This is a genomic window from Sphingobium herbicidovorans (assembly GCF_002080435.1).
Lineage (GTDB): Bacteria > Pseudomonadota > Alphaproteobacteria > Sphingomonadales > Sphingomonadaceae > Sphingobium > Sphingobium herbicidovorans.
In genome coordinates this window covers 21,987-36,844 of the sequence record NZ_CP020539.1, presented here as the reverse complement: position 1 = coordinate 36,844, position 14,858 = coordinate 21,987, and the positions used below count along the sequence as shown (strand labels likewise).

16 protein-coding genes are annotated in these 14,858 nt (G+C 62.9%); 3 read left to right on the top strand and 13 right to left on the bottom strand.

Annotated elements, in window-relative coordinates:
* Positions 1–56 precede the first annotated feature (56 nt).
* The 11 genes from ccoS to B6S01_RS14630 all read right to left on the bottom strand — a co-directional run bounded on the left by ccoS (position 57) and on the right by B6S01_RS14630 (position 10,398).
* Positions 57–197, bottom strand: coding sequence for a cbb3-type cytochrome oxidase assembly protein CcoS (gene ccoS, locus B6S01_RS14680; protein ID WP_062793119.1), 141 nt, complete (start codon positions 195–197; stop codon positions 57–59).
* A complete protein-coding gene (locus tag B6S01_RS14675; protein WP_062793121.1) occupies positions 194–2,320 on the bottom strand; it encodes a heavy metal translocating P-type ATPase in 2,127 nt (708 codons plus the stop codon). The genes ccoS and B6S01_RS14675 overlap by 4 nt, the downstream gene beginning before the upstream one ends.
* The gene (locus B6S01_RS14670; RefSeq protein WP_037467320.1) at positions 2,320–2,778 is read right to left on the bottom strand and encodes a FixH family protein; all 459 of its coding nucleotides are present in this window, start codon (positions 2,776–2,778) and stop codon (positions 2,320–2,322) included. The genes B6S01_RS14675 and B6S01_RS14670 overlap by 1 nt, the downstream gene beginning before the upstream one ends.
* 4 nt (positions 2,779–2,782) lie before the next feature.
* Complete coding sequence (gene ccoG, locus B6S01_RS14665; RefSeq protein WP_037467323.1) at positions 2,783–4,213, bottom strand: cytochrome c oxidase accessory protein CcoG; 1,431 nt, start codon at positions 4,211–4,213, stop codon at positions 2,783–2,785.
* 3 nt (positions 4,214–4,216) lie between these two features.
* Positions 4,217–5,122, bottom strand: coding sequence for a cytochrome-c oxidase, cbb3-type subunit III (gene ccoP / locus B6S01_RS14660; RefSeq protein ID WP_051908371.1), 906 nt, complete (start codon positions 5,120–5,122; stop codon positions 4,217–4,219).
* Positions 5,115–5,282, bottom strand: a complete 168-nt coding sequence (locus tag B6S01_RS14655; protein ID WP_037467327.1) for a cbb3-type cytochrome c oxidase subunit 3 — start codon at positions 5,280–5,282, stop codon at positions 5,115–5,117. Before B6S01_RS14655 ends, ccoP begins: the two co-directional genes overlap by 8 nt.
* On the bottom strand, positions 5,279–6,013 hold the full coding sequence (gene ccoO / locus B6S01_RS14650) for a cytochrome-c oxidase, cbb3-type subunit II (protein WP_037467329.1): 735 nt from the start codon (positions 6,011–6,013) through the stop codon (positions 5,279–5,281). Before ccoO ends, B6S01_RS14655 begins: the two co-directional genes overlap by 4 nt.
* 14 nt (positions 6,014–6,027) lie before the next feature.
* Positions 6,028–7,686 carry a cytochrome-c oxidase, cbb3-type subunit I gene (gene ccoN / locus B6S01_RS14645; RefSeq protein ID WP_037467333.1) on the bottom strand — a complete coding sequence of 553 codons (1,659 nt, stop codon included), beginning with the start codon at positions 7,684–7,686 and terminating at the stop codon, positions 6,028–6,030.
* Positions 7,687–7,835: 149 nt separating this feature from the next.
* Entirely contained in the window at positions 7,836–8,582 is a 747-nt protein-coding gene (locus B6S01_RS14640; protein WP_037467367.1) for a Crp/Fnr family transcriptional regulator, read from the bottom strand.
* Positions 8,583–8,638: 56 nt separating this feature from the next.
* The gene (gene fixJ, locus B6S01_RS14635; RefSeq protein ID WP_037467336.1) at positions 8,639–9,250 is read right to left on the bottom strand and encodes a response regulator FixJ; all 612 of its coding nucleotides are present in this window, start codon (positions 9,248–9,250) and stop codon (positions 8,639–8,641) included.
* The gene (locus tag B6S01_RS14630) at positions 9,247–10,398 is read right to left on the bottom strand and encodes a sensor histidine kinase (protein ID WP_037467339.1); all 1,152 of its coding nucleotides are present in this window, start codon (positions 10,396–10,398) and stop codon (positions 9,247–9,249) included. Before B6S01_RS14630 ends, fixJ begins: the two co-directional genes overlap by 4 nt.
* A gap of 125 nt (positions 10,399–10,523) precedes the next feature.
* Here B6S01_RS14630 and B6S01_RS14625 point away from each other — a divergent pair, with 125 nt between their 5' ends.
* The gene (locus tag B6S01_RS14625) at positions 10,524–10,886 is read left to right on the top strand and encodes a hypothetical protein (RefSeq protein WP_037467342.1); all 363 of its coding nucleotides are present in this window, start codon (positions 10,524–10,526) and stop codon (positions 10,884–10,886) included.
* Between the two features lie 40 nt (positions 10,887–10,926).
* Here B6S01_RS14625 and B6S01_RS14620 read toward each other — a convergent pair whose 3' ends face one another.
* On the bottom strand, positions 10,927–11,589 hold the full coding sequence (locus B6S01_RS14620) for an OmpW/AlkL family protein (RefSeq protein WP_037467345.1): 663 nt from the start codon (positions 11,587–11,589) through the stop codon (positions 10,927–10,929).
* Between the two features lie 132 nt (positions 11,590–11,721).
* On the opposite strand from B6S01_RS14620, the gene hemN reads away from it, so the two are divergent.
* Positions 11,722–13,029 (top strand): oxygen-independent coproporphyrinogen III oxidase, encoded by a 1,308-nt coding sequence (gene hemN, locus B6S01_RS14615; protein WP_037467370.1) that lies wholly within the window; start codon positions 11,722–11,724, stop codon positions 13,027–13,029.
* 438 nt (positions 13,030–13,467) lie between these two features.
* Positions 13,468–13,860, top strand: a complete 393-nt coding sequence (locus B6S01_RS14610; RefSeq protein WP_037467349.1) for a group II truncated hemoglobin — start codon at positions 13,468–13,470, stop codon at positions 13,858–13,860.
* 24 nt (positions 13,861–13,884) lie between these two features.
* Here the strand turns inward: B6S01_RS14610 and B6S01_RS14605 are convergent, their stop codons facing one another.
* Positions 13,885–14,844 (bottom strand): YihY/virulence factor BrkB family protein, encoded by a 960-nt coding sequence (locus tag B6S01_RS14605; RefSeq protein ID WP_037467353.1) that lies wholly within the window; start codon positions 14,842–14,844, stop codon positions 13,885–13,887.
* Positions 14,845–14,858 lie beyond the last annotated feature (14 nt).

Here is a 14,858-nt window from a genome sequence, read left to right as displayed (position 1 = left end):
AAGAAAAGGGCCCGATCCGATTGGACCGGGCCCCTTTCTTGTGCTCGCGATCGCCCTCAGTCCTCGTCGATCAATATGCGCATCGCCGCACCATCGGTGTCGTCGAACTGCCCGTCGCGCAGCGCCCAGAAGAAAGCGGCAAGGCCCAGCAGGCCGAGGAACAGTGCAATCGGGATGAGCAGGCCGAGACCGGTCACTTCGCAGCTCCTTTAAGACGCAAGGCGTTGGCGATGACGATCAGCGAGGATGTCGACATGGCGATTGCGGCGACCAAAGGCGTGACCTGTCCCGCGATGGCAAGCGGGACAGCAAGCACATTATAGCCGATGGCGAGCGCGAAATTCTGCTTCACGACCGCAATCGTCCTTCGCGCGGTACGCACGGCCACCGCAACCGGCGTCAGACGGTCGCCCAAAAATACCGCGTCCGCCGTCAACTGGCTCGCGTCGCTGGCCGATGCAGGCGCCATGCTGGCATGCCCGGCGGCTAGCGCTGGGCCGTCATTCAACCCGTCGCCAACCATCAACACCCTCTCCCCCTGCCCCCGAAGCCTGTCGATCAGGGCCAGCTTGTCGGCGGGGCGCATATGGCCGATGGCGGTGGTCCGGGTTGCGCGGGCGATGCCCTCCAGCGCCTCTGGCCGGTCGCCGCTGGCGATCAGCGTCTTGACGCCCAGCCCGCGCAGCGCATCCAGCGTCTCGACGGCATCGGGCCGCAGCGCGTCGGTGAAGGACAACAGCAGCGCCTGATCGCCGCGCCGATACTCGCTGGCCAGCCCGGCCAGGCTGACCACATTGTGGGGCCGGGCCAGCGCAACCGGCATGCCCCTATATTCAGCAAAAACGCCTTGTCCCGCGACTTCGCGGACAGGGCCAAGGACAGCGGGAACCACGCCGTCCGTTTCCAGCGCCTGCCGCAGGGCCATGCTAAGCGGATGGCGCGATCCTCGTGCCAGCGCCAGAAGGATGGCTTTGTCTTCGGCCGTTAGGCGATCAAGATTCTGCGGCATCGGTCGACCGAGCGTCAGCGTGCCCGTCTTGTCGAACACGGCCTCGCTGACTTCGGCGAGCCGTTCCAGCGCGGACCCGTCCTTCACCAGCACGCCCCGCCGCATCAGCGCGCCACAAGCAACGATCTGAGCCGCCGGGACGGCGAGGCCAAGCGCGCAGGGACAGGTGATGAGCAGCACCGCAACCGCGATCAGCAGGGCCTGATGCACGCCCGCACCCGCAATCAGCCATCCCGCGAACGACAGCGCGGCGAGCAGATGGACGGCAGGCGCATAATAGCGCGCCGCCCGGTCTGCGAGACGAACATAGCGCGACCTGCCCTGCCCTGCCTCTTCCATCAGACGGGCGATGTCGGCGATCACCGTGTCGGCGCCAGCCGCGGTCACCTCCACCGTGAGCGGACCTTCCACATTCATCGACCCGGCCTGCACCATATCCCCGGCATGAACGCGCAAGGGCGCGCTCTCGCCCGTCAGGAAGGCAAGGTCGACTCGGCTTTCGCCATCAACCACGCGACCGTCGGCCGCCAACCTTTCGCCAGCCGCGACCAGCATCCTCATGCCCGGACGCAGGGCGGCGGTCCATTGGCTGTGTCCCTTTCCATCGAGCACCATGGCACCGGGCGCTGTCTGTTTGAGCAGGGCCGCAACGCCAGCGCGCGCGCGCGACCGCATCATCCCGTCCAGGCATCGTCCGGCCAGCAGGAAGAAGAGCAGCATTACCGCCCCATCGAACCAGGCATGCTCGCCGCCGGTAATCGTTTCGAACAGGCTCATCGCCGTCGTCAGCAGCACGCCTATGCTGATTGGCACATCCATGTTCGTCCGCTTCCGCCGCAGCGCCGACCAGGCTGAACGGAAAAAAGGCTGGCCTGCATAGGCGACCGTAGGCAGCGCGATCATCGCGGACAGCCAGTGGAACATCGTCCGCGTCGCCCCATCGGCGCCTGACCAGATGGACACTGACAGCAGCATGATGTTCATCGCGGCAAAGCCCGCGACCGCCAGCGCGCGGACCAGCGCGCGGTTCTCAGCCGCTACAAGGTCCAGGCCCGGATCGGCCAGCGGCTCCGCCTCAAAGCCAAGCGCCAGGATGGCCGCCTTCAGGTCTGGCGGCATGAGTGCGGGATCATGGCGGACCGCGACCCGCTTCGCCCCCATATTGACGCGCGCCGTCAGGATGCCGGGGGTCAGCAGCAGCCCATTTTCGATTTTGGACAGGCAACCGGCGCAGTGGATCCCCGGCACGGCGAACAGGCTTTCCTTCGCCTCGACAGATGTTTCTGCAAAAGGCTGCGGTTGGCTGGCCATCACTTCACCTCCCGCAGCAGATGTTCCTCGCCACCGTTATGGCGGATGTCGAAGCGCACTTGCCATCTACCGACCGGCAAGGGGCGGTCACTAACGTAAAGACCCGGCTCTGCTTCATGCAGATGCAGGGATATGTCCGACGCGCGACCCAGCGGATGCTGCGCCAGCGCCGTCATTTCTGCGCCCGTGACATTCAGCTTCATCTGTACGTGGCGCGCCGGGTTCAGCGTCACCTCGTCGCGCCAACCCAGCCTTTCCTGAGCCTTCGCCTGCGCCAGCCATCCGTTGAACTTCTGGCTGGCCACATAGCTGTTTTCGACTACCCTGCCGCCGAACGACCGTACGGCGATGGTCGCCATCAGCATGTTGACGGCCACGATCACGGCGAAGAAGGCGACAAGAATCGCCGTCATGTGCCAGCCGGTGAAGGCGCGGGTGGACTTACGGATGTCGGTCATGCTTTCAGGGCCTTTCAAATCGGGCGGGTTCGCTGTCGCCGCCGCCTTCGCGGTCCGTCGCGCGCACGGTGAAGGCGAAATCTTGCCGCACTGGGCCTGCCGACGGCAGCAGCAGGAAGACGCGCAGCTTTTCGACGCTGTCGGCGGCGACCATGGTGGTGAGGGCGCTGCCCGCCTGCTCGCGCGAACCGGCATCGGTCCACATCTTCGCATCGGCCAAGCCGGTGACGCCGACCTGCATCGGGCGCGGTCGCGCCTCCATGTTGCGCAGCTTTATCGTATAGGCGTTGCGGATCGTCCCGTCCGACAGACGGACGAAAATCGGGTTGCGATCCTGCTGCACGCTGATGTCGAGCCGCGTGCGGACGCCCAACGCGAACAGCATCGCCGCGCCGACGCAGATCCACAACGCGAAGTAGGCAAGGGTCCGCGGCCGCAACAGCGTGCTGAGCACAGGTCGAGGGGCGCCGCCTTTCTGTTCGGCCAGCGCATCATCTTCCGTGCAATAGTCAATCAGGCCGCGCGGCTTTCCGATCTGCGCCATCACGGCATCGCACGCATCCACGCATAGCGCGCAGGTGATGCAACCGATCTGCGGACCTTCACGAATATCGACGCCGGTGGGGCAGACCGCGACGCACTGGTTACAGTCGATACAATCGCCGTAAATGTCCGGGGCGGCCTGCGCTTTCTTCAGGCTCCCGCGCTTTTCGCCGCGCCAATGCTTGTAGGTCACGACCAGCGATTTTTCGTCCAGCATCGCGGTCTGTATGCGCGGCCAGGGGCACATGTAGATGCATACCTGCTCGCGCATGAAGCCGCCAAGGATGAAGGTGGTGGCCGTCAGCACGGCGACGGCGCCATAGGCGCCGGGGGCGGCAGTCCCGGTCCAGAATTGCTGCTGCAATGTCGGCGCATCGGCGAAATAGAAAATCCACGCGCCTCCGGTCAGAAAGGCGATGACCAGCCACACCGCCCATTTCGCCAGCCGTCGGGCGATCTTCGCCGCGCTCCATGGCGTGTTGGCCAGCCGGACCTGCGCATTGCGGTCACCGTCGATAAAGCGTTCCACATGCTGATAGAGATCGGTCCATACCGTCTGCGGACAGGCATAGCCGCACCAGGCGCGGCCGACCGCCGACGTCACCAGGAACAGGCCGACGCCTGCCATGATGAGCAATCCAGCCACATAGTAAAATTCATGCGGCCAGATTTCGATGGAGAACATGTAGAAACGGCGGTTCGCCAGATCGACCAGCACCGCCTGATCGGGCGCGTAAGGGCCACGATCCCACCGCAGCCATGGCGTGCCCCAATATATGGCCAGCGTCACAGCCATGACCGCCCATTTGAGACGGCGATAGAAGCCATCGACCGCTTTGGGATAGACGCCCTTGCGCTTTTCGTAGAGCGATGGCGATCCTGTCATCAACATGGCTCAGCCGCCCGGCTCTGCACGGGTTTCCGGCTTGGTCTCGCCCCCGCCTAGACTGTGAACATAGGCCGCCAGCATTCGGACGGTCACCTTGTCCAGCTTGTCGTCCCATCGCGGCATCACGCCACGGCGGCTGTTCCACACCGTATCGCGGATCGAATCCGCATCCCCGCCATAAAGCCAGATGGCATCGGCCAGGTTCGGCGCACCGACCGTCCGGTCGCCCGCGCCCGCTGGGCCATGGCAGACCGCACAATTGTCGGCAAAGACCTTCGCCCCACGCCGCGATGCGGCGTTCGCCCTGTGCTGCCCGCTGATCGCCCGGACATGCGCCACGACGTCATCCACTTGCGCCGCCGTCAGCAGCTGGTCCTTGCCGAAGGCAGGCATGAGCGATTGCCGCGTCGCCTGATGATCCGGGTTGCGCACGCCATCGGCGATCGTCTTTTCAATGGCGGCAATGTCACCGCCCCACAGCCAGTCGTCGTCGTTGAGATTGGGATAACCCTTTGATCCCGCCGCGCCCGATCCGTGGCACTGCACACAATGCACGCGAAAAGCCGCGCGTCCGCCCTCGATTGCCGCCTGCATCAGTTGGGGGCGTTGCGGCAGGACGGTGACGGACGTCTCTGCGATCGCCTGGCGGATCGGCGCGATCTGCTGTTCGCGGGCCGCAAGTTCCTTGTCCAGCGCCCCTCGGCTCGACCAGCCCAGCAACCCGGCGGTCGCCCGGTCGATCATCGGCCAGGCCGGATAAGCGACCATGTAGCCGATCGCAAACAGGATCGTCGCATAGAAGGTCCACAGCCACCAGCGCGGCAACGGCGTGTCCAGTTCCTGGATGCCGTCCCACTCATGAAGCTTGATTTCGGTCCCCGTCGCGGCGTCGATACGCTTGTCCTCAGCCATTGTCGGCCTCCGTCTGATCCTCGAAGATGGCGCGCGCGGCTTCGGCGCTGCGCTGTCGCCCGTGGGGCAGGAAGAGCCAGCCGATCAGGATGAGGTAGAGCAGGCCCATGAAAACCAGCCCCCAGCTGTCGGCGAAATGGCGCAGGGCGTCATAGCTCATCGTTCGACCTCCTGCGGCCTGGCGCTGTCCACATCGACCAGCGTGCCCAGCATCTGGAGGTAGGCGACCAGCGCATCCATCTCGGTCAACTGGCCGGGATTGCCGTCAAAATCCCTTGCCTGTGCCTTGGGATAGCGTTTGATGAGGTCGCCCGCATCCGCATCGGGATCGGCCTGCGCCTTCAGGTCGTCATTGGCCTTGGCGATGTCGTCTTCGGTATAGGGCACGCCGACATTGTTGAGCGCGGCCAAGTCCTTGCGCATGTCGGGCAGCTTGAGCGCGCGACTGGCGAGGAAGGCATAGCCGGGCATGATCGATTCCGGCACGACCGCGCGCGGGTCTTTCAGATGCTGGACATGCCATTCGTCCGAATATCTGCCGCCCACGCGGGCGAGGTCCGGTCCCGTGCGCTTCGACCCCCACTGGAACGGATGATCGTACATGCTTTCGGCGGCAAGGCTGTAATGGCCATAGCGTTCCGTTTCGTCCCGGAACGGACGGATCATCTGGCTGTGACAATTATAACATCCCTCGCGGATGTAGATGTTGCGGCCTGCCAGCTCCAGCGGCGTGTAAGGGCGCATGCCTTCCACTTTCTCAATCGTGTTGTCGATCCAGAACAGCGGCGCGATCTCTACGATGCCGCCGATGGCGACTACGATGAGGGAAGCTATACCCAGCAAAGAGACATTCCGCTCCAGCTTGCCATGGTCGAAGAATTTGGTTGCCATTTTCGGTTACTCCCTCAGGCAGGCTGGGTGACGAGCGGCCGGTCTGCGGCGACATCATAGGCAGCGTCGTTCATCGGCTTTTCGTCCCGGAGCGGGCTGCCCGCTATGGTCCTGCCTATGTTCCAGGCCATGATGATCGCGCCGGCGAGGTACATCAGGCCGCCGGCCGCCCGGATGACGTACATGGGGAACATGGCGCTCACGACTTCGGAGAAGGCGTAGACAAGGTAGCCATCGGCCCCATATTCGCGCCACATGAGTCCCTGCATAATGCCCGCGACCCACATCGACGCGGCGTAGAGGACGATCCCCAGCGTCGCGAGCCAGAAATGCCAGTTCACCAGCCGCAGGGAGTAAAGGCGTTCCCGCTTCCACAGCCGGGGCGTGAGGTAATATAGGCAGGCGAAGGTGATGAGGCCGTTCCACCCAAGCGCGCCGCTATGCACATGGCCGATGGTCCATTCGGTGTAGTGCGACAGGCTGTTCACCGCCTTCACCGACATCATCGGCCCTTCAAAGGTGGACATGCCGTAGAAGGCCAGCGCCATCACCATCATGCGAATGATCGGGTCGGTGCGGATGCGGTCCCATGCACCGTTCAGCGTCATGAGGCCATTGATCATGCCGCCCCAGCTGGGCATCCACAGCATGACCGAAAAAACCATGCCCAACGTCTGCGCCCAGTCGGGCAGCGCGGTGTAGTGCAGGTGATGCGGTCCCGCCCAGATATAGAGGAAGATCAGCGACCAGAAGTGGATGATCGACAGGCGATAACTATAGACCGGCCGCTCCGCCTGCTTGGGAACGAAATAATACATCATGGCCAGAAAACCGGCCGTCAGGAAGAAACCGACCGCATTATGCCCGTACCACCATTGGGTCAGCGCATCCTGCATGCCCGCGAAAGCGCTGTAGCTCTTGGACCCCAGCAAGCTGACCGGCATGGAAAGATTGTTGACGATGTGCAGCATCGCGATGGTCAGGATGAAGCTGAGATAGAACCAGTTCGCCACATAGATATGCGGTTCGCTGCGCCTTAATATCGTCCCGCCGAACACGACGAGATAAGCGACCCAGACGATCGTCAGCCACAGGTCAACATACCATTCCGGCTCGGCATATTCGCGGCCTTCGGTGATGCCCAGCACATAGCCGGTTGCCGCCAGCACGATGAATAGCTGATAGCCCCAGAAGACGAAGCGGGCGAGCCCTGGGAAGGCCAGCCGCGCCCGGCATGTGCGCTGCACGACGTAAAAGCTGGTCGCGATCAGCGCATTGCCGCCAAAGGCGAAGATCACCGCCGATGTGTGCAGCGGACGCAACCGGCCAAAACTGGTATATTCCAGCCCAAGGTTGAGAGCCGGAAAGGCGAGTTGCAAGGCGATGTAGAGCCCGGCGAGAAAGCCCGCCAAGCCCCAGAATACCGTCGCGATCACGCCCCAGCGGATCGGATCATCGTCATATTTCCCCGGATCAGCGGGCATTTTCAGCAACCCGCGTGCAATCGCTTCATAATCGGCATGCCGCATGGTCAGCACCGCAGCGGTCAGAGCCGCCGCGCAGATGATGCCCATATGCACCGCAAATCCAGAGTCGACCGCGCCCAAGGCCGCAAGAAATGCCAGCAGCGCCAGCACAAACCAGCCGCCCGTCTTCAACAGCAATTGATCCATCGGATTCCCCCACCATAGGCTCGTGGCTTCCGATGCTCGCGAAGCCCGCATTACGCATTGATCCCTGTCAAAGCGGACGCAGGCGGTATGTAGGGGAATGTCCTTATTCGGCGGGATGTCTTGGCCGCATCATGCCAGCAGATGTGCCGTCACTCGCCCTCTGCGATGCTTTCCAACTGTTCGACATCGCAGATCCGTACGCCCCGGCGGCCCACAAGCGCGATCACGCCTTTGCGTTTCAGCTCTGTAACCTGCCGCGACACGGTCTCTATCGTCAGCCCAAGGACGTCCGCGATCTGCTGCCGGGACAGCGGCAATTCGATCGTTCCCTGCGCGTCCGCCTGCACACGATTGCGCATGTCGAGCAGCAGGGTCGCGACCTTTTCCCGCGCATTTTTTCGGCCAAGCAACAGCATCCAGGCCCGTGTCCGGTCAAGATCGTCGAGCGTCCGCTGCAACAGCCGATGCTCCAGCGCCGGATGTTCCCGCGCGAAGCCATCGAAAGCGCCTCGTGGATAAAGGCATAGCCGCGCATCGGTCAGCGCCGTCACGCTATGCGGTGTGTAAGACCCAAATGGGCGACCGATGAAGTCGGAAGCATAGACGACGCCAACAATCTGTTCGCGTCCGTCGGCGGTCGATGTGGACAGTTTCAGCGTGCCTTCGATCACATTGGCGACCAGGGTCGAACTGTCGCCTTCCCACATGACGGTTTGCCCGGCCTTCAGCACGGCCCGGCGTCCAATGCGGTTGAGTGTGGTCCGGTCCGTCGCCTCCAGGTCCGCGCAGATCGCCCGGTCGCGCACTTCGCAGCGGTCGCAATATTGGGCGCCGCAACCTGCGTCCGGCGCTGTCTTAACGGGCGCGATTTGCGCCAGATCAAATTGCATGTCCATGGGCATTGCCTGCCCTCGCCCGCGGCCCAGACCTATCCGTAATTATCCCTAGGTCGCTAATCCTGCGACGCATGAAACGCGATGCGCAGCGCTTCGGCGAGGCTTTTGACCTCCAGCTTGTGCATCAGGTTGGCGCGATGGATTTCCACCGTGCGCGGGCTGATCCCCAGATCATAGGCGATTGTCTTGTTCGGCAGACCCTCGACCAGCCCATCCAGCACCTCACGCTCTCGTTCGGTCAGGATGTTGAGGCGGGCGTGGGCGTCCTTCGCGCGGGCGCTGGCGCCCCGATCAGCGAGCGACAACTTCCGCGCCGCCTCCACGCAACCCAGCAGCGCCGCCTTTTCAAATGGCTTTTCGATGAAATCGCTTGCCCCGGCTTTCATAGCGCTGACGGCCATGTCGATGTCACCATGGCCGGTCATGATCACGACCGGCAGCATGATACCGCGCGCGCGCATTTCGCGCTGCACCTCCAGCCCGTCGATGTCCGGCATCCTTACGTCCAGCAGCACGCAGCCGGGAGCGAGATCGCCCGCCTCGCGAAGAAACTCGACGCCGCTTGCGAACAGCTGCACCGCATAGCCGCTGGTCTTCAGCATGAACGACAGCGACCGGCGGATCGCCTCGTCATCGTCCACGACATAGATGGGATAGGGTTCGCTCATGCTCCGTCCGCTGCGTCTAATGTGAAATGAAAGGCCGCGCCGCCCCATTGCGACGGTTCGGCCCAGATGCGCCCGCCATGACCCTCCACAATGGTCTGGCATATGGACAGTCCGACGCCCATGCCCGACGCCTTGGTGGTCGTGAAGGGGGTGAAGAGCGTCCGCGACATGTCGGGATCAAGACCCGGACCGCTGTCGGACACCACTACTTCCACGCGGCCATCCTCTGCCGGAGCGGCGGACAGGCGGAGAATCCGGGCGGGGCTGTTCGCCATTGCGTCAACCGCGTTTCTGACCAGATTGATGATTACCTGTTGCAGCTGGACGCGGTTGACGAAAACCTCGTCCACTCGCCGGTCGACGCTGATGTCCATGTCGATGCCCCGGCTGTCAGCGCCAATGAAGGCCAAGGCCGTGCCTTCCGCCAGCAGGCCGCGCAACGGCTCGGGCTGGCGCATGGTCTCCCCGCGCTTGATGAACTCGCGAAGCGAACGGATGATCTCGCCAGCACGCAGGGCCTGGGCCGCGCTCTCCGCCATCGCCTCGCGCAGCAGTTCGCGGTCGACGGGCTGGTCGCTGTCCAGCATGTCGCGCCCTGCCTCCAGATAATTGGCGATCGCGGTCAAAGGCTGGTTCAGTTCGTGGGCAAGCGCGGAGGCCAGCGTGCCCATGGCGGTGACACGGCTCGCATGCGCCAGTTCCGCCTGCAGGTCGGCGACGCGCGTTTCAGCCTGTTGCCGTTCGGTCAGATCGCGGATGAAGCCCGTGAACAGTCGCTTGCCCTGATCATGCACCTCGCCAACGGACAGCTCGATGGGAAAGACGGACCCGTCCCGCCGCCGCGCGCTGGTAAGACGCCCGATGCCGATGATCCGCTTTTCGCCGGTGCCAAGATAATGGTTGATATAGCCGTCATGCCGTTCCCGGTCGGGGGATGGCATCAGCATGGAGATGTTTTCGCCCAGCACGTCACTTTCGGCATATTGGAACATGCGCTGCGCCGCGGCGCTGAACGAAATGATCTGTCCCTTCATGTCGATGACAATCAGCGCGTCAGGGACGGTGGCCAGGATCGATCCCAGCAACGCCTGTTCCAGGCTGTGTTCGCGCGCGCTCAAGTCATCAATTTCATCATCCGCAACACCCATTCCCGCACAATGCCCATTCTTCAATGGGCCAGCAAGAGCGGCAAAGGGCCGATTGAATGCGCCTGCACCGCCCTCCGGGATAGTCCGTATATCCTTTCTCACGTGGGAATCGGATTGAGTAGGGCATGACATGGACGACGATACGCCTTGAACTCGCACGCACGCATGCCTTTCCCAACGGTTCGGCCGCGCGCAGCTATGTGCTGCGGTTGCCGCTGGGGCCGGATGGCCTGATCGACGAACATGAGTACCAGCGTCATCCCGAACTGGCGACGGTTCGCCGCTTCTGGCCGAATGAGCCAGACCATCACGGTTGTCTGCTCCATACCCCTGCGGGCTGGACGCTGTCCTATGAAAGGGGGGATGAGGATGATGAAAGGATTTTCCGGCTGAACACGCACGCGATCATGCCGGGCAGCTATCTCACCCTGACAGGACCGGATGGCGAGCGCCTGCCCTTCGTGGTGAAGGCGTTGGCATCGACATGAAGCGGCGGGGCGTGCAACCACGCACCGCCGCAATCGGTCATTACAGCTTCATGCCGATGCCGATACCAAAGACGAAGGGATCAAGGCTCACCTTGACGCGCTGCACGCCAGCGGCGCCGGTGGTCAGTCTTACCCTGGTGTCGATGTCGATATATTTGACGTCCAGATTGAGGAACAGCCGGTCGTTCAGGCCGATATCGACGCCAGCCTGACCTGCCCAGCCGACACTGTCAGACATATGGACGCGGGTTGCGCCTACTGCGCCTTCCAGTGCGTTCGACGCCCTTTCATTATAGAAAAGCGTATAGTTGATCCCCGCACCGACATAGGGGCGGACTTTTGCGTCGGGCAGGAAATGATATTGCACCGTCAGCGTCGGCGGCAGAACCCAGGTTGATGCAAGCTTGCCGATTGATCCGGTAACGCCGGTGCGCCCGCTGGCGCCATGTTTGGTGGTCGCGGCGATCAGTTCGAACCCGATATGGTCGGTGGCCATGTAGCTGATGTCGATTTCCGGCATGACGCTGTCATCCACCTTCACCTTTTCACTGGGAAAGCCGGGAAGCACGCTGCCGCTCTTTTCATTGGGCGCGACCATGACGCCGCGCAGCCGGACCAGCACATCGCCCTGCGCCGCTTGCGCTTGACCCGTCGCCAGCGCGCCCATGGCAGCCGCGCCGAGCAGAATATTCCTGAATGTCATAGCCATATCTCCACCCCTGTTGTTGGAGACACTGATTTGCCGATGCGCTGCATGCGCCGCATTGATCCTGCACAATTGGAGATTTGACCTTGCTCAATGTGCTGCGCCGCCCATCATGGGATCGGGATGGTCATGTGGACATATCATCCCGACCTGCTCGCCCGGTCCGTGCCGCGCTACACCAGCTATCCCACCGCCGCCCAGTTCAGCAGCGAAGTGGGCGCGGCGGACCTGTCCACGCGAATGGACACGGTGCAGCCGGGCACTGAAATCTCCCTCTATCTCCACATCCCCTACTGCCATGACATTTGCTGGTATTGCGGGTGCAATACCGGCGCCGCCAATCGCGCCCAGCGGCTGACGGCCTATGTCGAAGCGCTGGAGCGGGAAATCGCGCTGGTCGCCCGGCATCTGGACCAACGGGGTCGCGTCGTCAGGATCGCCTTTGGCGGTGGCAGCCCCAATTCGCTGCCGCGCGTCGATTTTGTGCGCCTGCTGCAACAACTGTTCCTGTGCTTCGACGCCGGCAGTGCGGAGATTTCCGTCGAGCTCGACCCGCGCAGGCTCGATACGCAATGGATCGAGACGCTGGCGGCTACCGGGATCGACAGGGTCAACCTGGGGGTCCAGACCTTTACGCCGCATGTCCAGACCCGCATCGGCCGCATCCAGCCGCTCGACCTGGTCGAACGCGCCGTCGATCAACTGGCGAAAGCTGGCATCGCGATCGGTTTCGACCTGATGTACGGCTTGCCCGGCCAGCGGGTCGAGGATCTCACCTCCACGATAGAGGCGAGCATCGGCATGAAGCCTGCGCGGATCGCCCTGTTCGGCTATGCTCATATGCCGCAGCTGCTGCCGCGCCAGCGCCGGATCGACGCCGCCGCTCTGCCGGACCTTTCCACCCGCTTCGATATGGCGGCGCATGGCCATGATATGCTGGTCGCGGCGGGTTATCAGGCGATCGGCTTCGATCACTTCGCTCTGCCAGAGGATGGCCTTGCCCGCGCCGCGCGTGACGGCAGGCTTCGCCGCAATTTCCAAGGCTTCACCGATGATCCGGCCGAAATCCTGCTGGGCCTTGGCGCGAGCGCGATCAGCCAGTTTCCCGACCTAATCGTTCAGAATGAAAAGCAGGCAGGGCCGTGGCGCACCATGGTCGAGCAAGGGCAGCTTTCAGCCGCGCGCGGGACGCACCGGACGCCTGAAGACCGCCGCCGGGGCCGCATCATCGAGAATCTGCTCTGTCAGGGAGAGGCCCATGTCGATGTCACCCAGCCTGTGTTCGACCTGGCGCCCTTCGTTGATCTGGGCCTGGCGCGCCTGGTCGGGGACCGCATTGTGCTGACAGCGGAAGGGCTGCCCTATGCACGCAGCATCGCGGCATGTTTCGACACCTATCTCGTCCCCGCGGAGGGGCGATACAGCCGTGCGATATAGCGCCTGGATGCTGGCTGCCTTTGCCGCTGCGGGGCTTTCCGCCGGGCAAGCGCCGCACCGCACGTCTTCGCCTGCAAGTTTCTGCGGCTCCATTTCACTCAACTGGATTCCGCCCTGGCAGCGCAAGCCAGTCAGGGCGCCCGGCAAGGATGGACTGTGCCACCTTCTCCTTTGCGAAAGGCGCAAGATGCGAGGCCGCAGTCCGAGCGCCAATCCCGATGTCTGAACGACGTCGGCCAGTTATCAAAACATGGTTTCCCATTTTGACGGCCATCAAATCCGCAGCGGCAGGATCGCGATAGTCTGGGCAGAAAGGAGACCTTCAATGACCGACCTTATCAGCACCCACTATGATCTGCTTGTTGTCGTCGCCCTGCTCACCTTCATGGCAGTGCTTGCGGGCGTGTCGATCGAAGACGCGTTGAAAGGGCGCCGTGGATGACGCAGGCTGCGGCGCGCGTCGTCCCGTTCGAAGCGGTCGGGGGAGCACAAGGCGTACGGCGCATCGTCGATCGTTTCTATGACCTGATGGATAGCGTGCCCGCCTATCGCGAACTGCGGGCGTTGCATGCCGACGATCTTCGGCCCATGCGGGCATCGCTTGCCGGATTCCTGACCGGCTGGCTGGGCGGGCCACGCGACTGGTTCGATGCTCATCCCGGCAAATGCATGATGTCCGCCCATGCACCAATTGCAATCGACGCGATCACCGCAGAGCAGTGGATTGGCGCTATGAGCGCAGCGATGCGGGACGTAGCAGTGGATCAGCCGATCGCAGAACAGATGGAGACAGCTTTCCAGGCTATGGCGTCCGCCATGATCCACCACTGAGGGAGCCAAGGCACCGACAAATCATTAGGGCACGGTTCCAATAGTGTCGGCGACATAGGCCCGGCGCTCGCCCATCGGCTTTGGTCGGCCGATGGTCGTATCCTCCGCGGTTTGATGCTCGATCTCGCTGTTCAGTTCCGCGCCCAGAACCAGGATATAGGCCGACAGATACAGCCACATCAGCGTGACGACTACGGCGCTCAACGCTCCATAGGTCGCGCCGTAGTTACCGAATTGCGACGCGTAGACGCCAAATCCAAGGCTCACGGCCAGCCAGCCCACCGTCGCCAGCACGGACCCCGGCGTCAGCCATCGCCACTGAGCGCGGTGCCGGTCGGGAGCATAGCGGTAGATCATGCTGACGATCATGCTGGCGGCAAATGCGGCCAGCAGCCAGAAGCCGACGCGGATCGCCGTCGTCACTATGCCCGGCGCGCCCGGCATCAGCTGTTCCAGAAATGCGAGCGCCGCAATCGCGAAAATAGCGATAACAGCCGTAACCAACAGCCCAATAGTGATCAGACAGGCCAGCGCCGTCAGTTTGAAAAAGCTGCGGCTTTCTTCTTCGTCATAGGCGATGTTTACCGCCTTCACGATCGCGCTGGCGCCGTTCATCGCCCCATAGATCGACAGGGCAAGGGAAACGAGCAGGCCAAAGCCCTTCTTGTCGGCACTGGTGTTGATGACGGACAGCAACTGCTCACCGATCAGCCGGGCGGCTTCTTCCGGCAGCAGTTGGAACAACGACCGCAGATGATCGGCGATCGTCGATGGATCGGCAAGCAGCCCATAGCACAGGACGAGCGCAGCCAATGTCGGCACGAAGGCCAGAAAGCCATAAAAGGCAACTCCGGCTGAGACCAGGCCAACATTATCGGCGCTGCTTTCATTCCAGGTACGTAGCAATATGTCGCGCCACGCCGCCTTCGGCATATCCTGCGGCCGTTGCGCTGACCGGCCCCGATCGGTGTCCTGTGCTGCCATGCTCACTCCCTTCT